Origin of the sequence: Microbispora bryophytorum, from assembly GCF_043197435.1 — a bacterium.
GTDB lineage: Bacteria > Actinomycetota > Actinomycetes > Streptosporangiales > Streptosporangiaceae > Microbispora > Microbispora bryophytorum.
In genome coordinates this window covers 862,154-888,687 of record NZ_JBICTF010000002.1, presented here as the reverse complement: position 1 = coordinate 888,687, position 26,534 = coordinate 862,154, and the positions used below count along the sequence as shown (strand labels likewise).

General features: G+C 68.6%; 30 protein-coding genes. 7 read left to right on the top strand and 23 right to left on the bottom strand.

What is annotated here, in order from left to right:
* Positions 1–20: 20 nt before the first annotated feature.
* The 3 genes from nhaA to ACGFIB_RS09135 all read right to left on the bottom strand — a co-directional run bounded on the left by nhaA (position 21) and on the right by ACGFIB_RS09135 (position 3,978).
* Positions 21–1,898 (bottom strand): Na+/H+ antiporter NhaA, encoded by a 1,878-nt coding sequence (gene nhaA / locus ACGFIB_RS09145; RefSeq protein ID WP_393369873.1) that lies wholly within the window; start codon positions 1,896–1,898, stop codon positions 21–23.
* Positions 1,858–3,054 carry an MFS transporter gene (locus ACGFIB_RS09140; RefSeq protein ID WP_393369870.1) on the bottom strand — a complete coding sequence of 399 codons (1,197 nt, stop codon included), beginning with the start codon at positions 3,052–3,054 and terminating at the stop codon, positions 1,858–1,860. The genes nhaA and ACGFIB_RS09140 overlap by 41 nt, the downstream gene beginning before the upstream one ends.
* Before the next feature lie 591 nt (positions 3,055–3,645).
* Positions 3,646–3,978, bottom strand: coding sequence for a TraR/DksA family transcriptional regulator (locus ACGFIB_RS09135; RefSeq protein WP_142573345.1), 333 nt, complete (start codon positions 3,976–3,978; stop codon positions 3,646–3,648).
* Between the two features lie 126 nt (positions 3,979–4,104).
* Here ACGFIB_RS09135 and ACGFIB_RS09130 point away from each other — a divergent pair, with 126 nt between their 5' ends.
* The 3 genes from ACGFIB_RS09130 (at position 4,105) to ACGFIB_RS09120 (ending at position 6,001) form a co-directional block, all read left to right on the top strand.
* Entirely contained in the window at positions 4,105–4,692 is a 588-nt protein-coding gene (locus tag ACGFIB_RS09130) for a GNAT family N-acetyltransferase (protein ID WP_357238398.1), read from the top strand.
* 209 nt (positions 4,693–4,901) lie between these two features.
* On the top strand, positions 4,902–5,375 hold the full coding sequence (locus ACGFIB_RS09125; protein ID WP_393369867.1) for a hypothetical protein: 474 nt from the start codon (positions 4,902–4,904) through the stop codon (positions 5,373–5,375).
* Positions 5,375–6,001 carry a TetR/AcrR family transcriptional regulator gene (locus ACGFIB_RS09120; RefSeq protein ID WP_393370053.1) on the top strand — a complete coding sequence of 209 codons (627 nt, stop codon included), beginning with the start codon at positions 5,375–5,377 and terminating at the stop codon, positions 5,999–6,001. The genes ACGFIB_RS09125 and ACGFIB_RS09120 overlap by 1 nt, the downstream gene beginning before the upstream one ends.
* Positions 6,002–6,121: 120 nt before the next feature.
* Here the strand turns inward: ACGFIB_RS09120 and ACGFIB_RS09115 are convergent, their stop codons facing one another.
* The 5 genes from ACGFIB_RS09115 to ACGFIB_RS09095 form a co-directional block, all read right to left on the bottom strand.
* A complete protein-coding gene (locus tag ACGFIB_RS09115) occupies positions 6,122–6,472 on the bottom strand; it encodes a GNAT family N-acetyltransferase (RefSeq protein ID WP_393369864.1) in 351 nt (116 codons plus the stop codon).
* A gap of 47 nt (positions 6,473–6,519) precedes the next feature.
* Positions 6,520–6,825, bottom strand: a complete 306-nt coding sequence (locus tag ACGFIB_RS09110; protein ID WP_142573338.1) for a DUF427 domain-containing protein — start codon at positions 6,823–6,825, stop codon at positions 6,520–6,522.
* A 42-nt stretch (positions 6,826–6,867) separates the two neighbouring features.
* Positions 6,868–7,188, bottom strand: a complete 321-nt coding sequence (locus ACGFIB_RS09105) for a DUF6510 family protein (protein ID WP_393369860.1) — start codon at positions 7,186–7,188, stop codon at positions 6,868–6,870.
* A complete protein-coding gene (locus tag ACGFIB_RS09100) occupies positions 7,185–7,910 on the bottom strand; it encodes an FAD-binding oxidoreductase (RefSeq protein WP_393369857.1) in 726 nt (241 codons plus the stop codon). The genes ACGFIB_RS09105 and ACGFIB_RS09100 overlap by 4 nt, the downstream gene beginning before the upstream one ends.
* A gap of 88 nt (positions 7,911–7,998) precedes the next feature.
* Positions 7,999–8,595, bottom strand: coding sequence for a sulfite oxidase-like oxidoreductase (locus tag ACGFIB_RS09095; RefSeq protein WP_357020807.1), 597 nt, complete (start codon positions 8,593–8,595; stop codon positions 7,999–8,001).
* Between the two features lie 346 nt (positions 8,596–8,941).
* Between ACGFIB_RS09095 and ACGFIB_RS09090 the strand changes: the two genes are divergently transcribed.
* A complete protein-coding gene (locus tag ACGFIB_RS09090; RefSeq protein WP_393369853.1) occupies positions 8,942–9,805 on the top strand; it encodes an RNA polymerase sigma factor in 864 nt (287 codons plus the stop codon).
* Between the two features lie 79 nt (positions 9,806–9,884).
* Here the strand turns inward: ACGFIB_RS09090 and ACGFIB_RS09085 are convergent, their stop codons facing one another.
* The 6 genes from ACGFIB_RS09085 to ACGFIB_RS09060 form a co-directional block, all read right to left on the bottom strand.
* Positions 9,885–10,247: a nuclear transport factor 2 family protein gene (locus tag ACGFIB_RS09085; protein WP_393369851.1), complete on the bottom strand. Its 363-nt coding sequence runs from the start codon at positions 10,245–10,247 to the stop codon at positions 9,885–9,887.
* 220 nt (positions 10,248–10,467) lie between these two features.
* The gene (locus ACGFIB_RS09080; protein WP_393369848.1) at positions 10,468–11,667 is read right to left on the bottom strand and encodes an RNA ligase RtcB family protein; all 1,200 of its coding nucleotides are present in this window, start codon (positions 11,665–11,667) and stop codon (positions 10,468–10,470) included.
* 246 nt (positions 11,668–11,913) lie between these two features.
* On the bottom strand, positions 11,914–12,975 hold the full coding sequence (locus ACGFIB_RS09075; RefSeq protein WP_393369845.1) for a PDDEXK family nuclease: 1,062 nt from the start codon (positions 12,973–12,975) through the stop codon (positions 11,914–11,916).
* Between the two features lie 277 nt (positions 12,976–13,252).
* Positions 13,253–14,251, bottom strand: coding sequence for an RNA polymerase subunit sigma-70 (locus tag ACGFIB_RS09070; protein ID WP_393369843.1), 999 nt, complete (start codon positions 14,249–14,251; stop codon positions 13,253–13,255).
* 64 nt (positions 14,252–14,315) lie between these two features.
* Positions 14,316–14,456, bottom strand: coding sequence for a hypothetical protein (locus tag ACGFIB_RS09065; RefSeq protein ID WP_393369840.1), 141 nt, complete (start codon positions 14,454–14,456; stop codon positions 14,316–14,318).
* Positions 14,440–16,353: a glycoside hydrolase family 15 protein gene (locus ACGFIB_RS09060; RefSeq protein ID WP_393369837.1), complete on the bottom strand. Its 1,914-nt coding sequence runs from the start codon at positions 16,351–16,353 to the stop codon at positions 14,440–14,442. The genes ACGFIB_RS09065 and ACGFIB_RS09060 overlap by 17 nt, the downstream gene beginning before the upstream one ends.
* 174 nt (positions 16,354–16,527) lie before the next feature.
* On the opposite strand from ACGFIB_RS09060, the gene ACGFIB_RS09055 reads away from it, so the two are divergent.
* Positions 16,528–17,931, top strand: coding sequence for an FAD-dependent oxidoreductase (locus ACGFIB_RS09055; RefSeq protein ID WP_142573328.1), 1,404 nt, complete (start codon positions 16,528–16,530; stop codon positions 17,929–17,931).
* Between the two features lie 118 nt (positions 17,932–18,049).
* On the opposite strand, the gene ACGFIB_RS09050 is transcribed toward ACGFIB_RS09055, so the two are convergent.
* The 8 genes from ACGFIB_RS09050 to ACGFIB_RS09015 all read right to left on the bottom strand — a co-directional run bounded on the left by ACGFIB_RS09050 (position 18,050) and on the right by ACGFIB_RS09015 (position 23,875).
* Entirely contained in the window at positions 18,050–18,703 is a 654-nt protein-coding gene (locus tag ACGFIB_RS09050; RefSeq protein ID WP_357238377.1) for a TetR/AcrR family transcriptional regulator, read from the bottom strand.
* Between the two features lie 43 nt (positions 18,704–18,746).
* Entirely contained in the window at positions 18,747–19,211 is a 465-nt protein-coding gene (locus ACGFIB_RS09045; protein WP_142573324.1) for a YkgB family protein, read from the bottom strand.
* A 160-nt stretch (positions 19,212–19,371) separates the two neighbouring features.
* The gene (locus ACGFIB_RS09040; protein ID WP_393369833.1) at positions 19,372–19,959 is read right to left on the bottom strand and encodes a sensor histidine kinase; all 588 of its coding nucleotides are present in this window, start codon (positions 19,957–19,959) and stop codon (positions 19,372–19,374) included.
* Positions 19,947–20,117, bottom strand: a complete 171-nt coding sequence (locus ACGFIB_RS09035; protein WP_393369831.1) for a hypothetical protein — start codon at positions 20,115–20,117, stop codon at positions 19,947–19,949. The genes ACGFIB_RS09040 and ACGFIB_RS09035 overlap by 13 nt, the downstream gene beginning before the upstream one ends.
* Positions 20,081–20,482, bottom strand: coding sequence for a hypothetical protein (locus ACGFIB_RS09030; RefSeq protein WP_393369829.1), 402 nt, complete (start codon positions 20,480–20,482; stop codon positions 20,081–20,083). Before ACGFIB_RS09030 ends, ACGFIB_RS09035 begins: the two co-directional genes overlap by 37 nt.
* Before the next feature lie 34 nt (positions 20,483–20,516).
* Entirely contained in the window at positions 20,517–21,434 is a 918-nt protein-coding gene (locus ACGFIB_RS09025) for an NADP-dependent oxidoreductase (protein ID WP_393369827.1), read from the bottom strand.
* A gap of 192 nt (positions 21,435–21,626) precedes the next feature.
* Positions 21,627–22,517, bottom strand: coding sequence for an RNA polymerase sigma factor SigJ (sigJ, locus tag ACGFIB_RS09020; protein WP_393369824.1), 891 nt, complete (start codon positions 22,515–22,517; stop codon positions 21,627–21,629).
* Positions 22,518–22,660: 143 nt separating this feature from the next.
* Positions 22,661–23,875 (bottom strand): sensor histidine kinase, encoded by a 1,215-nt coding sequence (locus ACGFIB_RS09015; protein ID WP_393369821.1) that lies wholly within the window; start codon positions 23,873–23,875, stop codon positions 22,661–22,663.
* Positions 23,876–24,394: 519 nt separating this feature from the next.
* Between ACGFIB_RS09015 and ACGFIB_RS09010 the strand changes: the two genes are divergently transcribed.
* Both ACGFIB_RS09010 and ACGFIB_RS09005 read left to right on the top strand, forming a co-directional pair.
* Entirely contained in the window at positions 24,395–25,369 is a 975-nt protein-coding gene (locus ACGFIB_RS09010; RefSeq protein WP_142576142.1) for a sensor histidine kinase, read from the top strand.
* A 126-nt stretch (positions 25,370–25,495) separates the two neighbouring features.
* Entirely contained in the window at positions 25,496–25,756 is a 261-nt protein-coding gene (locus ACGFIB_RS09005) for an SAV_915 family protein (RefSeq protein ID WP_393369817.1), read from the top strand.
* A gap of 84 nt (positions 25,757–25,840) precedes the next feature.
* Here ACGFIB_RS09005 and ACGFIB_RS09000 read toward each other — a convergent pair whose 3' ends face one another.
* A complete protein-coding gene (locus ACGFIB_RS09000; RefSeq protein ID WP_393369814.1) occupies positions 25,841–26,470 on the bottom strand; it encodes an HD domain-containing protein in 630 nt (209 codons plus the stop codon).
* Positions 26,471–26,534 lie beyond the last annotated feature (64 nt).

The following is a 26,534-nucleotide window of genomic DNA, read 5'->3' as shown; positions in this document are numbered from 1 at the left end:
CTGAGACGCGTCGTCGTCCGTCACTCGGCGACCGGTGTGCCGCCCGCGGTCGTCAGCGCTCGGAGCAGCGATCGCGCGTCGTACGGGCCGACGTGCCGGCGGCCGTTGATGAATAGCGTGGGGACGGCGGTGATGCTCATGGCCTCGGCGTCGAGCATGTCGTCGCGCACCCGGCCCGCGACCTCGGCCGAGATGAGGTCCTTCTCGAACTGATCGAGGTCCAGGCCCAGGTCGTCGGCGATCCGGATGATGTCGGACGGCCGCTGGTTGTCCTGATCGTCGAGGAGCGCACGCGCGAAGTCGAAGAATCTGCCCTGCGCCGCCGCCGCCTCGCTCGCCTCCGCGGCTGCGAGGGCGTTGGGGTGGATCTGCACGAGCGGGGCGTGGCGCCACACGTAGCGGAGCCGGTCTCCGAGCACGCCGCGCACCTCCAGGATCGATCCGGACGCCTTGAGGCAGAAACCGCACTGGAAGTCGCCGTACTCGACGATCGTGAAGGGGGCGTACGGGTCTCCGAGCACGTGGTCGCGCACCGGGTCGACCGGGCGCGCGAGCGTCATGCCGGAGTCGTCGTCGGGGCGCACGGCATCCGAGATCCGGAAGATGATCGTCGCGAGCACGAAGGCGATGACAGACGCCGCGAGCACACCCACCCGCGCCTCGTTCTGCGCGAGCTCGTCGTCGATCGCGAGGTCCACGATGAACAGCGAGATGGTGAATCCGATCCCGCACACCGCGGCGCCGCCGAGGACGCGATCGAGGGTGAGACCCGCTCCGAGCTCGCCGAGCTTCAGGCGTCGCAGGAGCGCGCTCGATCCGAAGACGCCGAGGAGCTTGCCGACGACGAGGCCCACGACGATGCCCCACGTCAGGGTGGAGCCGGCAGCGCCGGCGAGGACCTCGGGGGTCAGCACGACGCCCGCGTTGGCGAGGGCGAACAGCGGAAGGATGACGTACGCGACGTACGGGGCGTAGGCCGACTGGAGTCGCTCGTTGATCGAGATGGATTCGCGGAGGCTGTTGGCGGCGGCGCGGGCGTACTCGGTGGTGGGCGACTGGCGAAAGGTGCGCGCGAGTTCCAGCGCGCGCTCGACGTCGCTGCGGTTGGGGCGATACACGGGGACCAGCAGCGCGATCGCGACGCCCGCGAGGGTCGGGTGCACACCCGAAGCGAGGAAGGCCAGCCACACCACGATCGCGAGAGTTACGTACACCGGCCCGCGGCGGCTACGGAGATAGCGCGTGAGATAAACCCCCACGAGCCCGGCGGCGGCGATGAGGAGCGGCAGCGGAGTGAAGTGCTCGGTGTAGACCAGCGCGATGATGCTGAGCGCCCCAATATCATCGACGACCGCGAGCGCCAGGAGGAAGACACGCAGGCGTCCGGGGACGCGGGGGCCGATCAGGGCCAAGGCGCCCACGAGGAAGGCCGTGTCGGTCGAGATCACCAGTCCCCACGCCTGCTCGTTTCCGGAGCCCCTCGCGATGAGGACGAAAAGGAGCGCGGGCGCCACCAGGCCCGCGATGGCGGCGGCGACGGGCACCAGGGCACGGGACCAGCTCGTCAGCTCGCCGATCGCGAACTCCCGGCGCACTTCGAGCCCGACGGTGAAGAAGAAGACCGCCATCAGCGCGTCGTTCACCAGTGCGTGAAGCGTGAACTGCAGATGCAGGTCGCCGACGCCGGCCATCAGACGGGTCCGCCAGAACGTCCCGTACGACGCCAGGGAAACGTTGGCCCAGACGATCGCTGCAAGCGTCGCGACGAGGAGGAGCAGGGCGCCGATCCGGCTTTGGCCCATCGCGCTGATCCGCGCGGCGATCGACGGACGCCGGCGAGCGCCGACGGCGCCCTGCTCAGGGTCGAGTGAGGTCTGGGTGACGGTGAGGTTCGTCATGATTACTCCCGTGCTGGCTGTTCCCGCTCGGGTCCGGGTGCGGGTTGCGCGCAGCGATGACAGTGAACACGGTGGCGACGAGGGCGAGTACGCCGTATCCGAGGGCGATCTGCGGCAGTGAGAAGGTGGTGGACAGCCGGCCGGAGACCAGGGCGGGGACAGCGGCGCCGCTGTAGCAGAGTAGGTAGATCACGCTGAAGATCGGTGCCCGGTCGGCCAGGGTGCTGCCGTGCAGCAGGCCGCGGGTGGCGGCGCTGATGGCGATGCCTTGACTGGCGCCCGCGACGATGGTTGCGGCGATGAACAGCACCAGTGTGCCAGTGGCGATCGCTGTGATGATGCCGGCCCATCCGGCCAGGTAGACGATCACGCCGAGGCGTTGGGCGGCCGCGGACGTGAACCGGCCGCCGAGGGGAGCGCCGAGAGCGCTGGGACCCATGTAGGCGGCGAACACCAGCCCGAGGACGAGCGGGCTGCGCGTGTGGAGCTGATCTTCGACCAGCGCCGGCACGAAGGCTTGGTAGAAGGCCCCGGTCGCCCAGGTGGCCAGGAACACCGCTGCCGCGACGGGGAGTAGACGCCTCACCCGGGCCGGTACGCGGACCTGGGGACGCAGTGACGACCAGGCGCCAGGCGACGGAGTCGCCGTCTCCGGGCTGACAGCGACGAGGGCGGCGGACAGGAGCAGGAAGCCGACGGCGACCAGGTAGATGAGCTCACGCGGCCAGGGGCCGAACTGGACCAGGGCTCCGGACGCGACGGCGCCGACGGCGAGGCCGAGCATGACTGTCTGGCTGGAGGCGACGGTGGCCAACCAGGCCGGCCTGGCCGGTGCGGCATCGACGATGTAGGACGTGAGGCTGCTGCTGGCCAGCCCGGCACCGAGGCCCATCAGGAGCCGACCGGCGATCAGGATGCCGATGTCGTGCACGTTCAGCAGCAGCAGACAGCCCAGCACCAGGAGGCCGAGGCTCGCGATCGAGGTGGGCCGGCGGCCCAGATGATTCGACAGTCGCCCCATTGTCAACAGGGTGATGAGAGTGGCGGCGGAGTAGGCGACGACGGTCAACGAGATGCCGGCGTTGGTGAACCCGTCCTCGGCCCGGTAGATGTTGAAGAGCGGGATCGTCGACCCCACCGCGGCAAACGCGGCCACCAGGGATAACACCGCGGATATGAATGCCAGCCGGGTCGTTCTACCCCGACGGGCCTGGTTGAGCGCCGGTGTCACGTCGTGCATCGGGCCGTGCCTTTCTGTTGTTCTCAAGCGCCCGGAGTCTCTGAAGGCTTCGGATCGCGCAGCGCATGTCGACATGGCCGGACGTGGCCGCGCACCGCGGACAGCGAGCCACCTGGTCGCCCGACGGCCGGAAAGGCACGAACTTCCCGTCGGCCGACCACCCGGCAATCGCCCTGACCCGGCCGGCCACGATCCGTGTGGCCAGTGCGCCCGTCCGCGGTCAAGACCTGGTCGCACCGTCGCCGCACCCAGGCGGCCTGGCAGTCAGTGCAGCGGACATGTGATCAGCGGCGACGAGCTTGTCGTTGCCGGCCTGTCGTCCTTGAAGTGCCTCAGGCATGGACGCGCCCTGCTTTTACTAGCCCGGCTTTCACGAGCCCGGCGCGGAGCAGCGCGGGGAGCGGCTGGTGGGTTCGCACTGCACGAGGTTGATGGGTTCGCACTGCACGAGGTTGGTGGGTAATGCACCGCACGAGGTCGAGACGGCCACCTCTCAGCGATGCCGTCCTACCCGGCCTCGTCAACGAGAAGCTCCGCCGCGGGGTCGGCCTCAAGCCGCTCGTCGGGGATCGGCCGACCGCTGCGCAGCGAAACTCCGTAGGTGCCGGCGCGCAGGCGCTCGACGGCCCGATCGAGTGCGGCCAACCGTGCGCTGAGTTGCTCGGCTACAGCATCGTCAAGAAGCTCTTGGGCGAGCGGGTTCGCCGAATCGAAGAGCGAGGTCTTCGCATCGGCGGCCGCCTCCAGGTCAGCCGCCCGCCCAGCGGCTGAGTACGCGAGAAGCTCCTTGATGCGTTCCCGTTCACTCTCGATCAACTCACGCGCGTGGGCCGGGTCCATCGGCAACTCCCTGGTGGTGACGGTTGGTGATGGGTCTGGATGGACTAGTCAGTCCAATACAGCGTAGCGTTGTCAACCGCGAAGCGCGCCGTCGGGCGTGCCCTGTCCCCGCATCAAGGAGCAGCGTTGGCTCACGAGGTCACTATCGCCGGATCGACCATCAGCACGCCGCGGCTGCGGCTGCGTCCGTGGCATCACGATGACGCTGCCGGCGCGCTGGACATCTACGGCAGCTCGGAGGTCTCCCGGTGGCTGGCCCCGGCGATGGGTCACGTCGGCGACCTCGACCAGATGCGTACGGTGATCACCGGATGGATCGCCGCACCTCTGCGATCCGAAGGGCGCCCGAGTGGGCGGTGGGTGATCGAAGAGACCGAGAGCGGGCGCGTCGCAGGCTCGGGTCAGATTCTTCCGCTGCCGCCGGAGGGCGAGGACCTGGAGTTGGGCTACCAGCTCGCTCCGTGGGCGTGGGGGCGGGGGTTCGCGGCCGAGGCGGGTCATGCCCTGGCCCACTATGCCTTCAGCAACGGCGAGGAGGAGGTCTTCGCCGTCGTACGGCCCAAGAACGAGCGCGGCACCCGCGCCGCCCGCCGCATCGGAATGGAGTGGGTCGGGGAAACGGACAAGTACTACGACCTGCGTCTTCAGGTCTTTCGGCTGCGGAAGGGTGACTTGGACAACTCCGCGCTCGAGCCGGGCCCCGTCGAACGCTGATCCCCGTTCGCGCCTGGTCGTTCTCGCGCGGGACGGCCGCACTCTGCCCTGACCCCGGCACACGCCGAGAACGCCCCGGCGAGCGTTTCCGATGACCAGCGCCCCCCTTGTCTGCGGATTCGAGCATCGCGACACCGGAGATAAAGTGGACTAAATAGTCCGATAAAGCGGCGGGATGCGTGAGTGGTGTCGACTGGCCGGGAGGATTGATGAGGACGCACTTCACGGAAGTTTTGGCCCGCGAGAGCGCATGTCTGGCCGGAGTCACCGACGGGGCGAAGCTGGCCAGTTGGCGCCGCCGGGTCGTCGAGGAGCTCATGACCCCGCTGTCGCCGTACGAGTTCGCGCTGAGACATACAGGTGACGTCCCTGAGCGAGCCGACTTCCTTGATCGGTGGCGCGAGCTCATCGCCGAGACGGTGGACCGGTTGCTGCGGTCCGGCACGACGGGCGACACAGACTCCTCCTCAGGCCGGACTCGGAGGGCCGATGTCGACGCCCAGAAGACTGCGATGCTGATTCTTGCGGCGCTGCACGGGGGCAGCACCCTGAGCCGGATCGCAAAAGACCCTTGGCCGCTCAACGCCGCGCTTGACCTCGCCCTTGCGCCTTTTACGGCAGCCGAGGACGACAGCCCCGCAAGGACGGGAACGAGTAGCCTGATCGGTAACATAAAAGCGTGATGACGACCGCTGACTCGCACAATGGCAGACGCCTGACGGCGCGCGGTGCAAAGACGCGGACAAGGATCGTCGCCGCCGCGACCGACCTGATGTACGTAAAAGGAGTCCGGGCTACCACCCTCGATGACGTGCTGGCGGCGAGCGGCGTGAGCAAGTCGCAGCTGTACCACCACTTCGACGGCAAGGACGCGCTCGTGCGGGCCGTCATCGACAACGTGGGAGAACGCGTCATCGAGCGCGAGCGCGACGCCCTCGGCCATGTCTCGACGATCCGGGGCCTGCGACGCTGGCGGGACACGTTGGTCCAGAGCAATGCCCTTCGGCATGGCGCCTACGGCTGCGCTCTCGGCTCGCTGGCCTCCGAGGTATCCGATCACGACGCTCTCGCCCGCCAAGCCCTGTCCCGGTTGTTCACCGAATGGCAGGGACTCCTGGCAGGCGTGTTGCGACGGCTTCAAGACGGTGGTGCGCTGTCGCCCGAGGCGTCGGCAGACCAGCTCGCGACCGGGCTCATGGCCGCCCTCCAGGGCGGGTACATGCTGGCCCAGACCGCGCACGATGTCACCCCGATGGCGACAGCGATCGACATGGCACTTGCGCACATCGAGAGCCTGTCCGAACGTTGAGCTCATCGCCGAACGGTCCCGGGATGCGGCCGAAGTCGCTGCGACAGCCACGAGAGACGGATCAGAGTCGAGTGACGAAGGGCTCAGGCTCGACGGGTGACCTGCGGATCATCCATCGCGTCACCGCCCGCTGTTCGTGTCTCGCGCGGTGCGCGTGGCGATGAAGGCCGAGCGGTTGACGTCGACGACGTCCTTCCACTCGGGGTGGTCTTCGACGTACTCGGCAACGAACCCGCAGTAGACCCCCGCCTTGCTCTGACTCCGGCTCAGATCTTCAAGCGCGTAGCGCGCGAGTGCCGAAGCGACGCCTCGATGCCGGTGGTCGTGGTCCACGTAGGAGTGGGTGAGGGAGATCCGTCCGCCGGTCGTCTCGTAGGCCAGACTGCCGACGACCTGGCCATCGATCAGTGCCTCGTAAAGGCGGGTGGTCTCATCCTTGCGCACCTCGACGGCGGCCGGTGATCGCGTCATGCTCTCTTCTCGCCTCGTTCGTCCACAGTTGGTGGGTCCGTGATCGGTCAGGTCTCGATCTGCACCTGGCGCCCATCGAAAGCGACATAGCCACTGAAGTCGCGTCCTACACGGGCCGCCGCCGACTCCTTGATGCGCGGGTAGGACCACGCCCCGTCCCTGAGCACCGTCTCGCCGGCCAGGACGTCGTGATACTGCGCCTTCCCCTTCCAGGGACAGGTGTAGGGCGTCGGGCTGTCGCGGAGTGCGCCGGCCACGACTGAGTCCGGAGGGAAGTAGACATTCCCCTCTATCCTGACCACCGTATCGTTCGCGGCCTCGGCCACGACCGTCTCCCCGACCACTGCCTTCATTTCCGTTTCCCCTCATCGATCCGTTGGCCTGGGCGGTCGCGGTCAGGCGATACCCGGAGTGGGTGAGAACAACCACGAGCTGGAGCCGGAGATGTCGAGCCACGTCCCCCGAGGCGTCCGGGCCACTCGGGCGACCATCGCCGCACACTCGCGACAGCGCAGCACGGTTCCCGGCCCGCCCATGTAGGCCTGCAGCTGTCCGAATGCCTGTGCGACGCCGCAGCTGCCGCAGCGGACACTGACGTCGGTCGGGTCACTTGCGAGGATCCCGGAGAACTCGCCGGCGGCGGCGTTGCCGTCCAAGACCGCGGCGGACTCCGCGTCGCCGTCGGGCGCGGCCGGGGTCGGGAAATCCGAGGTCATCGTTCAACTCCTGTCGGTCCGAATCGTTCCGTGCGTATGCGATCGTCGGGGTATCCCACCCTGCGGAGCAGGCCTGTGGCGTGGTCGACGAAGCCAGAGGGGCCGCACACGTAGACCCGGGCCGCCAACGGCTCCGGCCACGCGGACGGAGGCTGGATGTCCTCGGCCGCGAGGTGTGAGGCGGGACGGGGATGCCCGTCGGGGACCTTGCGCGTGTAGACGAGGCGCACGTCGGCGGACCCCGGCCTGGACGGATCGGCCGACATCTCTTCCAGCTCGGGCCCGTACATGAGGTCGCGAGGGCCGCGAAGCGAATACACGAGCATCGTCGGCGTCGAGTCCCCCGCCCGCTTCCGGGCGCGCAGCATGGTGACCAGCGGTACCACCCCTGATCCACCGGCGATCAGCAGCACCGGGCCGTCCCCGATGGACGGGTCCCCCGGCTCCCAGACGAACCATCCACCGATGGGCCCGCGCACGTCGAGCTCGTCACCGATCTCCATGATCTCCGCCAGGTACGGCGAGACCTCGCCGTGGGGCAGGAGGTCGACGGTGACCGCGACGCGGTCGGGCGTGGCGGGCTCGGCCAACGAGTAGCTCCGCTGGGCCGAGTAGCCGTCCGGGGCGGTGAGACGTATGTCTACGTGCTGACCGGGCAGATGTCCGGTCCAGCCGGGGACGTGTAGTGCAAGTGTCCGGGAATGCCAGGACTGCGAGCGCACACCGATGAGCGTTGCCCTGCGCCAGTGATTCCCTGCCGGCGGAGTGGCTTCTACGGAGCTCCCGGCCGGGCCCTCGGTCGTGTTCGTGTCAGTCACCGGCGTGCCGCTCCTCGCGCCACGGGTCGCCGTAGTTGTGATAGCCGAAGCCTTCCCAGAAGCCCGGCTCGTCGAAGCGCTGCATCGTGATGCCGTTCACCCACTTCGCGGACTTCCAGAAGTAGAGATGCGGCACCAGTAGCCTGGCCGGTCCACCGTGCTCGATGTGAAGCGGCTCTCCTTCGTACTCGTACGCGATCCAGGCCTTGCCCCCGAGCAGGTCCTCCAAGGGGAGGTTCGTGGTGTAGCCCCCGTACGAACGCACCATCGCGTATTCGTAGGAGGTCTCGATGTCCTCGAAGAAGGTGTCGAGCGCGACGCCCCGCCAACGGGTCCCGAGTTTCGTCCACCGGGTCACGCAGTGGATGTCGACGGTGATCTCCTCAGCGGGCAGGGCCATCATCTCGTCCCAACTCCACCGCCTCGGCTCGCCGCTCTCCGGCGTGATCGTGAAGCTCCACTTCTCCGTCGAGATCAGCTGCGTCGGCCCAGCCGTCAGCACGGGGAATCCGTGCGTCAGATGCTGGCCGGGCGGCAGATCGGCGGCGCGCGGGTCGTGATGGCCGAAGAAGCCACGCGAGATTGTCACCCTGTGCTCTCTTCCAGACCCAACGGTCTCTAGTGGTGGGCGTCTCACGGTCGGGTCGATGGCGGAAGCCGTCCTATAAGTGGACCCTTTCGTCCAACTTAAGGTTCCGCTGCAACCGGTGTCAAAGCGCACGCGGCCCGTCGCGCGCACCCGCTCCCGGGCGTCGGCGGTGACCGCAGCCGCAGTCTCTCGCCCCGATAAACTACGAGAGAGGGCCGCCGTGAGCGTGTTAGATTATGGAACTTGGACTATATAGACCAAAGCCGCCGAGAGTGACGCGCCGTCGATCAATGCCCCTGGCCGGCCCTGTCGTGGTGCGACCAGGCGAACCGAGAAGGTGACCTCAATGACTGATGGCAGATGTTCCGACGTGGTGCGATTCGGCGGCGATCTCGGACTGGCACCCGAACACCTTCAGAGTTCGTTGACCGCCCATCTGGCTGACTGCCCGGACTGCGCGTCGTACGTCTCACAGATCGCCACGACCCGCGAGCTCCTTGGACGGCGCTCTGGTGCCGGCGGCGTCCAGAACGATCTGGCCGACGACGCGATGCCGGTGGCGGAAGAGCCTCCGGCGACGGACGCCGGGGCCTTGCGAAGCGCTCTCCTCGCGCGTGCCGAACTGCTTGACCCCGCGAACGCCGAGGACCTCGCCCAGCGATCCCTGGAAGTGGGCCTTGCGCTGCAACGCAGAGATTCCCGCCCGCGAGGGATCGCCGAGCTGACCAAAATCATGCACGCACTCAGCGATGCCCAAGTGCGGCTGGACGGCCGCTCGACGCCCGCCGTCGAGGTCGACGCGGCCGCCCGAGCCCGAGCGGACTCACTCGACGACCTCAACAGCGATGCCGATGAGCCCGAGCTCTTCTACCCGGATCTCTACCCGGGTGAGGACAGGATCGACGGGTGGGCCGGCAGCCCGAACCAGTGGCCCGGCAGTGCAGAGATCCTCGGCCCGGAGGAAGCCGACGAGACCGAGGAGGTGTACGACCTGCTCGACAAGGCGCTCGGCGAACTGCCCGAGCCGTTCGGCGAGCTTCTCGCGCTCGTCGATCTACAGGGCTACGCGCTTGCCGACTCGGCGCAGGCACTCGGACTCGACGAGCTCTCGGCGACGGCCGCCTTGGCACGCGCCCGGAACCACGTCCGTGGCCGCCTCGACGAGTACCTGCACGGTGCCGAGTCAACGGCGCAGGGTGTGTCCCGGTGAGCGAGCGATCGTCCAGTGCTCCGGTGCCGTTCTCATGCCACCTCAACCACGAGGACGGCGAAGTGTCCCTGGAGCACTACTAGACCGCGTAGACGGGGGCGAGATCGACGAATATGCGGTAGTCCGAGATCAGGCCATCGTCACGGGTGCGCCAGATCGATACGGCCACGGCGCTCGCGTCCTTGCCGTCGAGCCTCCGGTAGGTCACCTCGGTCTCGGCGATGACGTCGGCGTCCACCTGCCAGTTCCGGACGATCCGATGCTGCAGGCCGCCGATGGTGGAGTAGAACTTTCGGAGTCCGGCGACGATGGCCTCACGTCCCACAAGCGGTTCGGCGTTTCCGAAGACCATCGTGGCATCCTCGGCCAGCAATCGTCCGAACTCGTCAGGATCGAACGAATCGACTGATCGGAAAACGCGTCGCACCGCATCGTCGGACATGCCGGTCCCTTCTCGCGCAGACGAGATCACTCATGGGGACGATACGGGCCGAAGGCTGGCGTGCAACTAGCGCAAAGGTGGCGATTTCGTCCCCATCCCGGGTTGGAGATCTGTCTGCCATGACGCCGATGAGCGGCTCCGCGCCCGAGATCGAGCAGTTGGGCCGGCGCCCAGGCACACTCCTGTGGGCCGCGCCCGGCTTACAGGAGCAGGTGAACGCTCACGGCCGGCCTCGCTTGCGGCGGTGGTCCCGGTGGTTTGTTTGGGGTGTGGACCCGAGGTCGGGTGTCTTGTAGGTGACCAGGGGGATGGTGGTGGCCACGGGCGTGGCCAAGTCGTGGTCGACGAGGTCGGCGATGACTTGCTCGATGCGCTTGTAGGCCGTTGGTGCCTCCTCGAAGAGGAGTTGGCGGTCGCCGCACACCACCAGCGACCCCATCGGTGTGCGGCGTAGCTCTTCGACCGTGTGCTTGGCCCGGCCCCGGCGCAGGGCGTCCGCACGGGACATCTTCCGGCCCGCTCCGTGCGCCACGGAATGGTTGGCGTCCGGCCCGGCGTGGCCGGCCACCAAGTAGGAAGGGGTGCCTCGCGTACCGGCGATGAGCACGTCGCGGCCGTCGCCCGGCGCCGCCCCCTTGCGGTGCAGGTAGATCTCGTCGCGGACCTCGACCAGGTTGTGGCACTGGTCGAGGATCGGCTCGGTGGGCTCGGTCCCCAGCGCGTGGGCGACCCGGGCGGCCAGCAGTCGCCGGTTGAGCGCTCCCCAGCGTACGGCGTCGTCATGCATCGCCAGGTAGGCGCCGGGATCAGGGGCGGGGCCCGCGCCGTGGACTGCGGTGTGGGCTCGGAGGATGCGTTCGCCCAGCCCTCGGGAACCGCTGTGGACGATGAGGACCAGGTCGTTGGTGGCGAGTCCGAGACGGCTCGCGTGGCCCGGCTCGAAGACGGTTCCGATGCGCGCCAGCTCGACGAAGTGGTTGCCTCGGCCGACCGTCCCGAGGCCTTCGACGTGACCAGCGGGAATATCGCCCTTTACAACGCCCCAGGCCGAGTCGTCGGCATCCTCCTCGGGGTGCAACGCGCGATCCAGATCGGGGAACCGGGCGGCGAGTTTCTCGGGTACGGCGCGCTTGAGCTTGACGGGGAACACGGCGATGCCGCAACCGATGTCGGAGCCCACCAGGAACGGGTACAGCCTGGTCGACGCCATGGCGGCGCCGATCGGGGCGCCTTTGCCAGGGTGCAGGTCCGGCATGGCGGCGACGTGCGTCATTCCGTCGAGGGCGGCCACCTGGTGGCACTGGGCGACGGCATCGGACTCGATCCAACTGGTGGGGGAGGCGAACACGGCGACGGTGGCCGACCCCGTGGCCGGGACGGACGGCGGCAGAAACTCCTGCCGACTGCGTTGCTGAGACAAAGACGCTCTCTACTGAACAGGTTATGAATGGGCGGCATTACAGCGCGAGTCGGCGCCGTGGTATCTCGATGTAGCGGGGTGTTGTTCGTCAGAGCAGCATGGATACGAACGTTTCCTGAATCCGCCAGGCGAGGCAAGCGATTTTCGGCCGTACGGGCTTGCACTGCGGAGGAGTGCTGAAGGGCCCTGGAGCACAGTTCGGTGCCAAGTGCGAGCGCTTTTCGATCGGGATGCGTTCCCGACGCCTTACACAGTGGCAAGTTGATCCAGGAGCTTGACGACGTCGTCCCACTTGGCTACGGCATCGTGTGCGGGAAAGAACGGATAAGCCGATGTCAGCGGCTTGTTCGTCAGCGTGCGCAAGGTCGCCAGGCAGGCTTCGGCGAGTTCCTCGCGTCCCCGTCCCCGAAGCGGGTCAAGGTTGATGCACAGCGCTCGATTCTTTGGATAGAGCTGGGCGATACGCAGGTCGTTTCGGCCAGAGACGATTACGCCCGCAGCGGTGTTGGTCAGCAGCCGTCCCTCCTTGTCAGCCCACTGCTCGAGCAGAGTCCAGAGCGCGCGGACGTCTTCGTCGGCCTTGTCGCGAAGCTCCCGCAGGCTTGGCTGTGCAATGGATGACTTGGCGGAGGCGGCTGCGGTGCGTCCGTACACAGCCGGGGCGAGTGTTCGCAATCCGTGGCCCTCGGCGACGTACTGCTTGACCTCTACCGCGAGGACTTCTGCGGGATTCATTTGCTCGTTGAGGAACTCCACGATGCGGCGGAGATCATCAGGTATGGCGTCGGCGACGAAAACCATGCGAATCTTGCCTGCTCGCAGGTTGTCGCCCACCTTGGCGAAGAAGGTCTCCACGGTGACCGTGTCGTCCCCGCAGAGCTGCGCGACCATATCTTGAGGGTCATGGCCGGACTCGCGCTGGGTCTGCTCAAACAGCGCCTGCAGGTTGGGCACGGGCCAGTAGAGGACGCCGTTGGCGGCATAGTCGAGCATCTGGCCGACGACCTCGCGGCGGATGCGGCTATCACTGGCGCGCTTGACCTCGACCAAGGTGGGGATGCCGTCTTGGTCGACGAAGAGGTGATCGAGACTCCAGCGTCCACCACCTCCGTCACGGTCCGGAACGCCGGCCTCCCGCCGGATGAGCAGCCAGCGACGAGGGTCGCCTGGTGTCATCTGCCCGCCCGCTAGAAGATCCGGATGAGTGGCCAATAATGCCTGAAGCACCTCTTCGGCTTCGTACGGCGCCAGACGCATCGCGAGAAGGCGACCGGACTCGTCGATGTGGAACATTCCGTCGCTGTTCAAAGCACCTCCAGCCGATCGGTTCGTGTCTGGCCCACCGGAGAATCAACGTGGCCAGGAAGTACACCAAGGTGGCATCCAACTGGCCGATCAAACTACGGTTCCGCCGAACTTGTTACGGCTGTTGCCGTACCGACGCATCTGACCGGGCGTATCCCGCCTGTCCGACTCCAGTTCGTCGCGGAACACCCCCGGCGATCCGCTTCTGCGGGATGACACCGGCGGCGGCCGGCAGACGCTTCAGCCGCACTGGGACCACTCCGCGTCTACTCCATGCCGTTTACTCCGTGCCGTACGCCGGCAGGCGCTCCGGCAGCCCGAGCCGCGGGAACCGGTCGTCGTGGAAGATGACGATCTCGGTGATCGCCCCGCCGGTGATGCGCAGGACGTCGACCGTCAGCGGCAGGTACGCGCCCTCCCGCTCCCGCCAGAGGTAGAAGGCGACGGCGGGCTGCCGGTTCACCGAGGTGGGGACGGCGCGCAGGTTCTTCAGGCGACCGAAGCCGTCCTCGACCCAGTCGTTCACCACCGCGTAGCGGCCGACGCACAGGCCCGGGGTGGGCGGCATCGAGCAGCGGACGTCGTCCCGTAGCAGTGCGGCGAGCCTGTCGATGTCCGTGGCCACGCTGGCGTCGGTGAAGCGGCGCACCAGCTCGCGCGTCCCGGCGTCCTCCTCGCCGCCGGTCCAGTCCTGCCGCTCGGCGGGCAGGTGCTCCCGCATGCCGGCGCGGGCCCGCTGCAGCGCGCTGTTCACCGAGTTGACGGAGTCCCCGAGGGCCTCCGCGACGTCCTTCGCCGGCCAGCCGAGCACGTCCCGCAGGATCAGCACGGCCCGCGGGCGCGGCGCGAGGTGCTGGACTGCGACCAGGTACGCCAGCTCGATCGTCTCCCGCGCGACGGCGACGGTCTCCGGCTCGTCCGCCTCGCCCGCGGGCAGCTCGTCGAGCAGCCGGTCCGGGTAGGGCTGCAGCCACAGCACCTCACCGCCGGTCGCCGGCTCCGGCCGGCACTTGGCGAGCAGGTCCAGGCAGGCGTTGGTGGCGATCCGGTACAGCCAGGCCCGGAACGTCGACCGCCCCTCGAAGGTCTCCCGCCGCCGCCAGGCGCGGAGGAACGTCTCCTGCACGGTGTCCTCGGCGTCCTCGAACGACCCGAGCATCCGGTAGCAGTGCACGTGCAGCTCCCGCCGGTGCCGCTCCGCCAGCCCCGAAAACTCCGGCTCGCCGACCTCGCCCAGACCGCTCACGCCCAGCTCCTCCAGCCGCGTGTCCGCACTCATCACGTCATCCTTCCGCCTTGTCGTGTCCCGTCGTAGGTGTGACGGGTGCGGGCGCGACAACTCATCACCGGGGCCGGCCGGCATGGCGGATTCGGTGGCGGAGCACGACGCGCGGGTACGGCACGAGGACCACCGAAAGGGTGGGCTTGATCGTGGAGCTGAGGACGCCGGCGAACTCGGCGGTGACCTCACGCCACCTGCCCACCGCCTTTCCCGCGGTCCGCGCCGGCCGCCCCGCCGGCCGGTGCGGTTCGTTCGGCCTCGTCGATGGCCCAGGCGGCGTTGATGAGCCCGATGTGGCTGAACGCCTGCGGGAAGTTGCCGAGCAGTTCGCCGCTCCCGGGGTCGATCTCCTCCGACAGCAGGCCCACGTCGTTGGCGTACGCGGCGGCTCGCTCGAATGCCTCCTTGGCCCGGCCGACCTGCCCGGACATGGCGAGCGCCTGCGCCAGCCAGAACGAGCACAGCAGGAAGGCGCCCTCCTCGCCGGCGAGGCCGTCGACGCCGCCCTCGGTGTGGTAGCGGTAGACCAGGCCGTGGTCGTCGGTGAGCCGGTCCGCGACCGCGTCGATCGTGGCCAGCACGCGCGGGTCGTCGGCGGGCAGGAAGCCGATGATCGGCACCATGAGGGCGCTGGCGTCCAGCTCGTCCGAGCCGAACGACTGCGTGAACGCCCCCACCCGGTCGTTCCAGCCCTCGCGCAGCAGAGTGTCGCGGATCTCGGCGCGGGTCCGCCGCCAGGACTCCACACGATCCTGGGCGCGCAGGAGGCCGACGAGGGCGATGCCGCGGTCCAGCGCCACCCAGCACATGAGCTTGGAGTACAGGAAGTCGCGCGGCTCTCCGCGCACCTCCCAGATGCCCTGGTCCTTTTCCGTCCAGCGCTCGGCAGCGGTGTCGGCACAGGCGATGAGGAAGCGCCGGACGTCGTCGTCGATGTCGACGATCTGGGGTTCGAGGCGCGCGGCCGCGTCGAGCAGCTCGCCGTACACGTCGATCTGCCGCTGGTTCCACGCGTCGTTTCCGACGCGTACCGGGCGGCTGCCGCGCCAGCCGCGCAGGTGCGGAAGGGTGCGCTCGCTCAGGTCGTGCTCGCCGCAGACGCTGAACATGATCTGCAGCGCGCGGTCCTTGCCCAGGGACGGGGCCGCGGTGGTGAGGAAGGCGAAGAAGTCGCTCGCCTCGTCGGGGCAGGCCGCGACCCACAGGGCGCCCATGGTCAGCGACGCGTCCCGCACCCACGTGTACCGGTAGTCCCAGTTGCGCTCGCCGCCGGCCCATTCGGGCAGCGACGTCGTGGCGGCCGCGACGATCGCGCCGCTGGGCTGGAAGGACAGCGCCTGCAGCACCCGCCCGCTGTGGTGCACCAGGTCGCACCATGGGCCGTCATAAGCCTGGTGGAGGCTGGACCACGACTGCCAGGCGGCGATCGTGTGGTCCAGCCGGGCCGCCAGTTCCGCCTGGTCCCACACCCGCGCGGGAGCCTCCTCCAGCGTCGAGCGGTGCAGCCCGAAGTGCCGTGTCTCGCCCTCGCGCACCGTGAACACGCCGTATCCGCTGCAGTCGCCGATGCCGAGGGAAACCGGCGTGGTCAGCACAAGCCACTCGGCGCCGCCGCGGGCGGTCACGCCGCCGTCGACGACGGACAGGATCGGGTGGATCAGGCCGTACTCCGGCCGGGGCCGGTATTCGATCTCCATCGGCACCTCGCCGCCGAGGCCGGACACCCGCCGCGCGAGCAGGTGCGGCACACCGACGCCGAGCCGGTGGCCGCCGTCGTCCGGTCCGGTGAGCAGGGCGTCGGTGAGAACGACCGTGCCGCTCCCGGTGTGGAAGGTGGTCTCCAGCACCATCGTCCGCGGTACGTAGCGGCGCGTCGTCTCGTACGGGACGGCCGGGCGGATCGCCCAGTGCCCAGCCTCGTCGTCCAGCAGGCGGGCGAAGACGGACGGCCCGTCGAAGCGGGGGAAACACAACCACTCGGCCGATCCGTCCCGGCTGATGAGGCCGGCGGAATGACGATCGGACACCAACGCGAGGTCGGCGATGGGTGTGGTGCTCATCAGCGCCCGATACCCGGAGAAGACGTCGATGGCGCGCACGGGCCGGAAAATCGCGGTAAAGGCGGGAAGACCAAGCGCTCCGCTCGCCCGAGGCGAAGATCACGCGTTCCTCAAGCCGCACGTGCTCGGCGCTTCACCCTCCCCGTACGCGGGCACGTCCATCGCTGAGTCGCGGACATCGGAGACTGACACCCTGAACACCGGGGGAGAACCATGGACACCAGGGAGAACACTGCCCACGCTGATGTTCTCGTCATCGGCTTCGGCAAGGGCGGCAAGACCGTGGCCGCGAAAATGGGCCGTCTCGGCCGACGCGTGATACTCGTCGAGCAGTCGAACCGCATGTACGGCGGCACCTGCCCCAACATCGGCTGCGTGCCGACGAAGGCGCTCGTCCATCACGCGGGCAAACCCCGGATGAGCGACTCTCCGCAGGAGCATTACGAGCATGCGGTGAGAGAGGTTCAGGCGCTGACCTCGACGTTCCGCGCCGGCAACTTCGACTCCCTGAACAGCGCCGACAACGTGACGGTCGTCACCGGTCACGCCGCTTTCATCGACCCGCACACCGTCGGCGTCACAGCGGGCGGCGATCGTCTCACGATCACCGCCGAAACGATCCTGATCAACACAGGCGCCGAGCCCATCATCCCGGACATCCCCGGCTTGCGCGCGAGCAAGCGCACGCTGACCAGCACGGATCTGATCCAGACGACGACCCTGCCCGAGCGGCTGACGATCCTGGGCGGCGGATACCAGGGCGTCGAGTTCGCCTCGATCTACCGCAGGTTCGGCTCACAGGTCACGGTGTTCGAAGCCGCTGCGAGGATCCTGGGGCGTGAGGACGACGAGGCCGCCGCCGTCGTGGCCGACATCCTCCGGAACGAGGGCGTCGAGATCATCACGGGTGCGCGCGTCACCGAGGTACGCGACCGCGACGCCGTCACGATCGTCACTTACGAGAAGGACGGCCGGGAGCACACCCTGGAGACCGACGCCGTCCTCGCGGCCAGCGGCCGCGCGCCCGTGACGCGAGGCCTCGGGCTGGACGCCGCCGGTGTCCGCACCACCGAGCGAGGGGCGATCGAGGTCGACGAGCACCTGCGCACGAGCCGGCCGCACATCTACGCCCTCGGCGATGTACGCGGTGGGCGGCAGCACACCTATCTGTCCCTCGATGACAGCCGCATCGTCCTCGACCAGCTGATCGGTGAGGGCAGGCGCTCGACGGCCGACCGTGTCGCGATTCCCCACACCGTGTTCATGACCCCACCGCTGGCGGCGGTAGGGCTCACCGAGAAGGAGGCCCGCGAGGCGGGACACCGTGTGAAGATCGCAAGCGAGGCCGTCGCCGACATCGTCGCGATGCCTCGCGCGTACATCGTCGAGGAGACCCGCGGGCTCATGAAGTTCGTCATCGACGCCGACACCGACGAGATCCTCGGCGCCGTGCTGTTGAGCGTTGACGCGCAGGAGCTCATCAACACCGTCGCGCTCGCCATGCGGCACGGCGTCAAGGCGGCCGAACTCCGCGACGCCGTCTACACCCACCCGACGTCGACGGAGGCGTTCAACGAGGTCCTCGGGACGATCGTGCGTTCCGACGCGCGCACGTAGCCCGGAGCCCTACCCGCGCGCGCTCGCGACGTGTGCACGGGCCGGCGTTACCAGCGGGCCGGCTACCGGCTGCGGCCGGCGGAGAACGAGCCGGGCGCCTGTCAGGACATCGGATCCCTCAACCCGGACGATCCGGTCGTTTCTGGTGATCCGCCCTCGCGTGAGCCTTGACCCAGCCCAGCGCCATGTCGAGGGCGAGCACGAAGGGCTGTTCGTCCTGCATGGTCTCCGCGAGCAGATATCCGCCCTGCAGCGCCGCGACCACCTCCAGGGCGAGGTCCTCCGCGGCGACCTCGGAGCTCAGTTCACCGCTGTCCTGGAGGCGGGCGAAGGTGCTCGCCATATCGCCTGTCCACGTGCCGAAGGCGCCCGCCAGCGTACGGCGAGCGGTATCGCAGCGGCCGGCGAGCTCGTTGGCCAGTGAGCCGATCGGACATCGGTAGCCGCGCTCGCTCAGGCCTGAGACCAGCGCGTCACGCCACTTGTCGAGCTCCTGCATCGTGTGCAGCTGCTCAAGCAGCTGCTTCTGAGCGGAGAGCACGCGGTTCGCCTGCGTCGCGATCACTTCGGCGACCAGCGCCTCTTTGTCGGGAAAGTAGTGATACAGCTGTGATTTGCTGACGCCGCAGGTGTCCACCACCTGATCGAGGGTTGTCGCCGTGACCCCTTGCCTGTGCATCAGGTCCGCAGCGGTCGCGATGATGCGTTCGCGAGTGGCCGCGCCGCGCGCGGTACGTCGCGGAGGATCTTCTCCCGATCCTCGACCAGGCATAATGTCAAATTTATACCCGCGGGAATCGGAACCGGGCCGGCCGCTACCGGCGCTCGGCGGCGTGCAGGGCGTCCGCCGCCGTCAGCAGGGAGGCTCCGAGAAGCACGACGTCCTTCACCAGGAACTGCCCCGCGAGCGACAGCTTCGGCTCCCCGCGTGTCTCTTGCCACGCCTCGGGCGTCGTGGCCAGGAAGCTGAGGGTGGTGGCGAACATGCCGACGGCGGCGAGGCTGCCGAGGGCCGACGCTCTCGGCGCAATCGGTTTCGCGCCGATCAGCGAGCCCAGCACGATTTCGGTGACGCCGAGCAGTCTGGCGACGTTCTTCTCCCCCAGCCTGGCGATAAGCCACGCGAGCGGGGGGCTTGAGGTCACCAGGGGGCGAATGTTCTCCACCTCGTAGTCTTCGAATTTTATTCGCCCGATCTCCAGAAGGTTGATCACCAGTCCATACCGGATGGTGGAGATCCCCACGCTGTGCATTGTTTTTCTGATGCGGTGGATTTTCATCGAATCATCGCCTAACACGTCGCTTGTATGGCTCGATGTGGGACTCGAAACTTCAGCCAACGCCAAGCGTCAGGTCATGCCGCACCGTCGGTGTCGAGGCCGCCCCGATCACTCCTACGGCGACGATCACGCGGCCGGGCCGTGTCCGCGACGCCGCTCGCTACGCTTCCTCTACCCGTGAATCCCCCTGGGTGACCGGCCGATCAGGCGCGGAACCGGGGGTGCCGGGGGCCGGCGGACGCCGGTCCGTGATGGGAAGCCGGAGCACGAACCGGGCACCACGCGATGAGTCTTCGGTCGTGAGGGTCCCGTTGTGGGCGTGGGCGATGTCGCGCGAGATGGACAGGCCCAGCCCGCTGCCTCCGGGCTCCCTGCGCCGGCCGTCGTCCAGCCGGACGAAGGGCTCGAAGACGCGCTCCCGGTCCTGCGGCGCGATTCCGGCGCCGTCGTCCTGCACGGTGATGACGGCAGCGCCCTCCGCTCGTCGCACGGTGACCTCGACCGCTGTGTCGGCATGCCGCCGGGCGTTGACCAGGAGGTTGTCGATGACCCGGATCAACTGGATCCGGTTGCCCAGAACGCGCACATCGCGGTCGGCGTCGACGTGGACCGGGACGCCGCCCGTCAGAGCCGCCGCCTCCTCCGTCACCAGCGCGCCGACGTCGATCGGCTCGTACGCCGCCGGGTCACCGGCACGGAGCCGAGCCAGCACCAGCAGGTCATCGATGATCGTTTTCAGGCGACGCACCGGGCCAGGGTGAGCGCACCCAGCACCCGGCGCGGTGTGCGCAGCGGCGCGACGATGGCCGAATGGGCGCCCAGCTCCTTGTACGGCCGCCGCCGCAGGACGCTGCGCTCCTTCTCCGGGTCTATTCGCTCGGCCAGATCCTCGGGGCCCAGCAGCACCGCGGGGCCTCATCGACCTGCGGCGTGGAGGCCAGCACGGTGCTGGTCTCGGCCATCAGCGACATCCGGTCGGTCAGCTTCTCCATTGCCGCAAGGGCGGCCGCCTGCTTCTGCTCCACGGCCTTGTGCCGCCACAGGTCGTAGAACAGGACCACCGAGCCCCTGTCCTCCTCCCCGCCCAACGGGAGCGGAGCCACCATCACGCCCAGGGGGACCAGGCCGCCGGACCCGCGAGTGAACCACGACTCCTCGCTGCGGACGTACACCCCCTCGGAGAACGCGCCCGAAAGCGGGCAGTCCTCCCGGGAGATCGGGCTTCCGTCGGCGTTGCGGTGCAGCAGGTCGTGGGAGTCGGCGCAGGTCACCGGCTGTCATGGCGGTCCCCCTCACCCCGAGTCCTCATGGACGAACGCGGATGATCGTCTTCCCCTTGCGTCGCTCGGTCGGGTTGAGGGCGGCGACGGCGTCGTCGAGGGTCGCGATGTAGCCGATGTTCGTCCGCAGCCGTCCGTCACGCACCCGCTGGACGACCTCACCCAGTTGGGCACGGTCGGCCTCGACGACGAAGTCGACCGCCAGGCCGTCCGCGGGCCGCGCCTCGGGCGGCCCGACGACGGTCACCAGCGTTCCTCCGGCCCGGATCAGACCCGCGGATCGCCTCTGGATGTCTCCGCCGATGACGTCGAACACCAGGTCGACGCCGCCGACGTCCTCCAGCGCGTCGTTACCGAGGTCGACGAACTCCTGCGCGCCGAAGTCGAGCGCCTTCTGCCGGTCGGCAGCGCGTCCGGTGCCGATGACGTACGCGCCGAACTCCCGCGCGAGTTGCGTCACCATCGACCCTACTGCGCCGGCCGCCCCATGCACGAGGACGCTCTGCCCCGCCCGAAGGCGGCCGTGGTCGAACAGTCCCTGCCATGCGGTCAGCCCCGAGATCGGCAGGCTCGCGCCCACCGTGAAGTCGACGTCGCCCGGGAGCGGCGCGAGGTTGCGTGCCTCGACGGCCGCATACTCCGCCAGGGTGCCGTCGCGATGCCAGTCCGTGAGGCCGAACACCCGTTGTCCGACCGACAGCCCCGTCGTGCCATAGCCGAGGGCGGTGACCACTCCGGCCATCTCGTGCCCGGGGATCGACGGTGTCCGGTCACGGTCGCGGCGATCGGTCCAGGTCGAGGGCCACTCCGTCTCGGTCGGGACGAATCCCGACGCATGGACCTCGACGATGACGTCGTTGATCGCCGCCGGCGGCTCGGGCCGCTCCACCAGCGTCATCCCGGCCGTTCCCGCGGCCTGGTCCGTCACCACGATCGCTTTCATGGGAATCGCCTCCTCGGCTGTTCGTCTCTTCGGTGAATCGATGGGCTTGTGTGGCTCACGGAGCGAGCGCGGATGATCTGCTTCCTGCCGGTCCGCTCGGACAGGCCGGCGAGCGTTCGTCCGTCTGTCCTGTCAGAGCTCTCATCAGAGCTCTCATCAGGGAGACGAGGTGGCCCCCCGGGTTGTGACAGCTCAGACATGAGAAAGTTTGTCCGGGTTGATGACCCTGCGGTACGCGGTGATCAGACCGGCTGCGATCTGCAGCGTGTCCACGGAGAAGACACGGTCCTCCCGGTGGCACACGAGGGCGAGCTCGCCGCCGACCTCGACGAGGTCGATGCGGTCCGGACGCCACCGGCGGCCCACGCGCACCATCACCTCGGCGACACGTTCACCACCGCGGACGGGCTTGCGCATCGCGGCGACCTTGCCGCCGCCATCGGTGACGTAGACGGCGTCGGGGTGCAGCAGCCTGATCAGGCCGGCCAGATCCCCGGCCTCGTAGGCGGCGCGGAAGGTCGCCAGCACACGTGCACGCTCCGCCTTCGACGCCTGCGGCGACGACCGCTTCGCGTCGGCCACCCGCCGCCGCGCCCGCGAGGCCAACTGCCGGGCGCCCGGCACGGAGACATCCAGCACCTCGGCGATCCGGACGAACTCGAGGCCGAAGACATCGTGCAGGACGAAGGCCACCCGCTCCAGTGGGCTCAGCTCCTCCATGATCAGGAGCATCGCCGAGGCGACGGACTCGTCGACGAGGACCGGCTCGGACGCGTCCGGCCCCGTCAGCAGTGGTTCCGGCAGCCACGGCCCGACATAGATCTCCCGGCGGAAACGGGCACTCTTGAGAATGTCGTACGACCGCCGGGCGGCCACCGTGACCAGCCAGGCCCGCAGATCGTCGATGTCCTGCAGATCTGTTCCGGCCGCCCGCAGCCACACGTCCTGGGTCACGTCCTCGGCATCGGCCACGCCGCCGAGCAGCCGGTAGGCCACGCCGAAAACCGCGGGCCGGTGCCTCTCCCATTCGGCTCCGAACGTGTCCTCATGGCCAGACCGTCCAGGCGCGTTCTCGCTGCCCATAAAGATCGCAACCTCCTCCGGCTCGCGGATCGAGCGGTGGTCGTCCGAGCACGGCACGCCCCGGGGAAGGCTCGGGGGCAGGCCGGTGAGAGGAATTTCCGGCAGCACTTCCGGGGGAGCGCCGCGCCCGGCTGCGGGAGATCTCACTCGTCGATCGCGTTCCGGTCGAGGAGTGGCAGCCGGAGGACGAAGCGCGCTCCGTGGGGGGAGTCTTCGATTCCCAGGGTGCCGTGGTGGGCGTGGGCGATGTCGCGGGAGATGGCGAGTCCCAGTCCGGTGCCGCCGGTGTCGCGGCGTCGTCCTTCGTCCAGGCGGGTGAATCGTTCGAAGATGCGTTCGCGGTCGGCGGGTGCGATGCCGTCGCCGTCGTCGGTGACCGTGACGACGGCCTGGCCGTCGGTGGATTCGACGTGGACCGTGACGCCGGTCCTGGCGTGCCGCCGGGCGTTGGTCAGGAGGTTGTCCACCAGCCGGATCAGTTGGATCCGTGAGCCGTGCACCCACACGTCTCCGGTCGTGTGGAATGTCACCCGCGCGTCGTCGGAGTGTGTGCCGGTTTCGGTGGAGGCCAGTGTGGTGAGGTTGATCGGTTCGTGTGGTGCCGGCTGGCCTCCGCGGAGCCGGGTCATGGTCAGCACGTCCTGGACGATCGCCTCCAGGCGGCCGGTGACCGTCAGGGCTTTGCGGATGGTGTCGCGGGGATCGACGTGGTCGGGGTGGAGTAGTGCTTCTTCCAGTTGGACGCGTAGTCCGGCGATGGGTGTCCTGAGTTCGTGGGAGGTGACGGAGGCGAGGTGGCGTTGCTGTTCGGCCGGGCGTAGCGCCCGGTCGATGATGGTCCAGATGAGGCGGCCGCCGGTCAGGACGATCAGGAGGGTGGCTCCGGTGATGAGGTATTCGAGGCGGTGTGTCGCGAGGAGGGGTGGTTCGTCCGTTCCGGCGTAGACGACGGGTGCGTCGGGGGCCGGTGAGACGCGGTCGGCCATGAGCAGGACGCACGGCCCGCCGCCGGGGTGGCACTCGACGCGCTGCTGGAGCCGGTTGCCGGGTGCGGGCCGGAAGGTGCTGAGCGGCGGTCGTTTCGTCGCGGCCGGGCTGGCGACCATGACCATGCCGTGGGCGTTGACCAGTTGGACGAGGTTGACAGTGCCGGAGGCGGAGGCGGGATCGGGCAGCGCGCCGGCGCGCACCTGCGCGGTCCACTGGGTGGCGACCTGTTCGGCGGCGGAGAACACCTGGTCCTCGATCCGGTATCGGATCGCCAGGTCCAGGCTCACACCGCCCAAGGCCGTGAGCAGGAGCAACAGCATCGTCACCGCTGTGGTGTAGCGCGCCTGCAGCGAGTGCAGAGACGGCATCGGTCTCACCATTCTCCTGCCGCACCCGTGGACGGCCGGCACCTTCGAGGAAGACTTGGACGATTCGGTCCACTTTGGGGTCAGTCGTTCGACTGTGTCAAATTGATGACAAGGAGCCTTGACCTGCGCCTTCGCCTGGTCGACCGGCAAGCCGACGGGCGATCGTGAGGGGCGACCGCGAGGGCCGTTCGCGCCAGTGGCCGCGCCGCATGCGATGAGCCTCGGGGAATCCCTTCTCGGCTTTCGATCGGCCGTGCGACAAACCCCACCTTCGGCCGCGGGTCCCGCCGGGAGCCACGTCGGACGAGTAACCTTGACAACCGGTGGCAAATAGTCACAAGCTGGACGAAATCGTCCAGTCCTTCGCCGGGATCACCCGACGACCGCCCGGCGCGGTCGCGACCACACCGGTGTGGGGGGCCGACATCACGCCGGGCGGCACCGCGCTCGACGGCCCGCATCCGCGAGGCGCGAACTCGACTCCCGACAGTGCGACCAGTGGTGAGCAGGAGCGCGGTCATGACAGTGACCTTTCGCGGCGGCAACGAACACGTACGGGCACTCGTCGGCCGCCTGCGGAGGATCCGCGCCCGGCGGGCCGCCGACGCCCTCCTGCTCGGGGTTCCGTCCGCCCGGAGGGCGCGGCGAGCGGGGGAGAGGTCACTGCGGGCGGTGACGTCCCTCCGTATCGAACTGGAGGCCGTCAACCTCAGGGAATCGAGCACCCGGGTCTCCGAGGCAGGCGGGGACGAGGAGATCGCCCGGCTCGCCCGGGCCGTCAACAGGACACTGGAACGGCTGAGCGAGGCCGACGATCGCGCCGAACACGCCTGCAAGAAACAGCGGCAGTTCGCCGCCGACGCCTCGCACGAGCTGCGCACCCCCATCGCCGCACTGCGCATGCGGTTGGAGGAGGCGCAACTGCATCCGGACGAGACCGATCTGGACGACCTCCTCGGCTACATGCTGCGTGACCTCGACCGGGTGCAGGACATCGTCGCCGATCTGCTCTTCCTGACCCGGCTGGGGGCCGTCCCACGGACAGTGGAGCGGGTGAACCTCACGGAGCTGGTCCGGGCGCAGGCCGCCCGGCAGGTGGACGGGCACCACGTCTATCTCCGGCTCGACCCAGGAGTGATCGTCGACGGCGATCCCGATCAGATCAGGCAAATGCTCGGCAACCTGCTCGACAACGCCCGGCGGCACGCCGCCCGCGCGGTACGGATCGTCCTGTGCCGCGTCGGGGACGGCGCCGAGTTGACGGTCGCCGACGACGGAGAGGGCATCCCCCTGGCCGACCGTGAGCGGATCTTTCACCGCTTCGTGCGGCTGGACGCCGCCCGCAGCCGGGACCGGGGAGGCGCCGGCCTCGGCCTGGCCGTCGCTCGCGCCATCGCCTCCGCCCATCACGGCACCCTCCACGTCGAGGAGTCCCCGTGCGGTGGAGCGTGCTTCGTCCTGCGGATGCCGCTCTCGCCGGGCCGCCGCACGTGACCGCGGCGATCCGTCAACACCGCGTCAGCTTTCCGCGGCGCGGCGTCGGAATTCCGTAGCGATGGCGCTCCCGCTGGTCGAGTGGAATCTAACGTCGCCTTCGTAGAGTCCTCTGGAAGGCATGACATGCTCGAAGATCCGTTATATGTGCCGGTTCGCCGCAGTTCGTTCTCTCTGGCGCTACGCCTGTTCCGGACGGCCGCGGGCAAGCAGACGGCCGTGGCCTTCACCTCACCGCTCCGGCTGACGAAGGTGCTGGGCAGCGACCAGAACTGGGTCCGGCTGAGTGAGCCCGCGCTGCGGAGCATGATCAGAGATCTCGGCGTGATCGGCATCGTGATCGACCCCGCCGGCACGATGAGCCGGCCGATCTTCAGGACCGCGTGATGTGCATCCTCCAACAGAACCTCACCGACCAATATGACCAATTCGTGGAGCCGCCGACGACCGGGAACCGGCTTTCCGGCGGACCTACTCCGGCCAGGGGGAGCCGAGAATCGTGTCGACGAAGTTCCCCCGTCGGTAGCCGGGCACGTAGCGCTCCAGAACGTCGGCCTTGACGTTGCCGAACGTGGTCTCGGGCTTGGGTGCGATTCCCTCGGTGAACGCCTGCAGGATCGCCTCTTTGAAACCCGGCCGTGGATGCAGGGCGGTGATCTCGGCCCGCTGGGCGTCGTCGAGATCGTGATAGCCGATGCCGAGCACGTCGTACTCCACACCCGCGGTGACCAGCGCCACCTCCGGCTCCATGAACTCGGGGATGCCGGGGGTGGTGTGCAGGGCGATCGCCGTCCACACCCGGCGGACGCTGTCTTCGGGCACACCGCGCTCCTGCAGGAAGCGGCGGGCGGCATCGGCGCCGTCCACCTCGAAGCGCCGCCCGCTGCCGCGATGCTCCTCGTTGAGCCCCAGGTCGTGGAACATCGCGCCGATGTAGAGCAGCTCCGGGTCGAAACTCAGGTCCCGTCTCCGCCCCATCTGGCTGCCGAAGAAGTAGACACGGCGTGAGTGATGGTAGATCAGGTCGCTGGTGACCTCGCGTACGAACTCGGTGGCCTCCGCCGCCAACCCGGTATCGGGCACGGTCTGGTTGATCGTCATGGTTCTTCTCCCGTCCGGCTGTGCGCCCTTCGGGCTCTACTGTCACGTGCGGCGGCTGCCGGGA

Excerpts from the sequence above, each read along its gene's own strand:
- nhaA (WP_393369873.1), bottom strand. The coding sequence starts at position 1,898 with ATGACGAACCTCACCGTCACCCAGACCTCACTCGACCCTGAGCAGGGC.
- ACGFIB_RS09135 (WP_142573345.1), bottom strand. The coding sequence starts at position 3,978 with ATGGACCCGGCCCACGCGCGTGAGTTGATCGAGAGTGAACGGGAACGC.
- ACGFIB_RS09125 (WP_393369867.1), top strand. The coding sequence starts at position 4,902 with ATGAGGACGCACTTCACGGAAGTTTTGGCCCGCGAGAGCGCATGTCTG.
- ACGFIB_RS09120 (WP_393370053.1), top strand. The coding sequence starts at position 5,375 with ATGACGACCGCTGACTCGCACAATGGCAGACGCCTGACGGCGCGCGGT.
- ACGFIB_RS09115 (WP_393369864.1), bottom strand. The coding sequence starts at position 6,472 with ATGACGCGATCACCGGCCGCCGTCGAGGTGCGCAAGGATGAGACCACC.
- ACGFIB_RS09110 (WP_142573338.1), bottom strand. The coding sequence starts at position 6,825 with ATGAAGGCAGTGGTCGGGGAGACGGTCGTGGCCGAGGCCGCGAACGAT.
- ACGFIB_RS09105 (WP_393369860.1), bottom strand. The coding sequence starts at position 7,188 with ATGACCTCGGATTTCCCGACCCCGGCCGCGCCCGACGGCGACGCGGAG.
- ACGFIB_RS09090 (WP_393369853.1), top strand. The coding sequence starts at position 8,942 with ATGACTGATGGCAGATGTTCCGACGTGGTGCGATTCGGCGGCGATCTC.
- ACGFIB_RS09085 (WP_393369851.1), bottom strand. The coding sequence starts at position 10,247 with ATGTCCGACGATGCGGTGCGACGCGTTTTCCGATCAGTCGATTCGTTC.
- ACGFIB_RS09070 (WP_393369843.1), bottom strand. The coding sequence starts at position 14,251 with ATGAGTGCGGACACGCGGCTGGAGGAGCTGGGCGTGAGCGGTCTGGGC.
- ACGFIB_RS09055 (WP_142573328.1), top strand. The coding sequence starts at position 16,528 with ATGGACACCAGGGAGAACACTGCCCACGCTGATGTTCTCGTCATCGGC.
- ACGFIB_RS09050 (WP_357238377.1), bottom strand. The coding sequence starts at position 18,703 with ATGCCTGGTCGAGGATCGGGAGAAGATCCTCCGCGACGTACCGCGCGC.
- ACGFIB_RS09045 (WP_142573324.1), bottom strand. The coding sequence starts at position 19,211 with ATGAAAATCCACCGCATCAGAAAAACAATGCACAGCGTGGGGATCTCC.
- ACGFIB_RS09025 (WP_393369827.1), bottom strand. The coding sequence starts at position 21,434 with ATGAAAGCGATCGTGGTGACGGACCAGGCCGCGGGAACGGCCGGGATG.
- sigJ (WP_393369824.1), bottom strand. The coding sequence starts at position 22,517 with ATGGGCAGCGAGAACGCGCCTGGACGGTCTGGCCATGAGGACACGTTC.
- ACGFIB_RS09015 (WP_393369821.1), bottom strand. The coding sequence starts at position 23,875 with ATGCCGTCTCTGCACTCGCTGCAGGCGCGCTACACCACAGCGGTGACG.
- ACGFIB_RS09010 (WP_142576142.1), top strand. The coding sequence starts at position 24,395 with ATGACAGTGACCTTTCGCGGCGGCAACGAACACGTACGGGCACTCGTC.
- ACGFIB_RS09005 (WP_393369817.1), top strand. The coding sequence starts at position 25,496 with ATGCTCGAAGATCCGTTATATGTGCCGGTTCGCCGCAGTTCGTTCTCT.
- ACGFIB_RS09000 (WP_393369814.1), bottom strand. The coding sequence starts at position 26,470 with ATGACGATCAACCAGACCGTGCCCGATACCGGGTTGGCGGCGGAGGCC.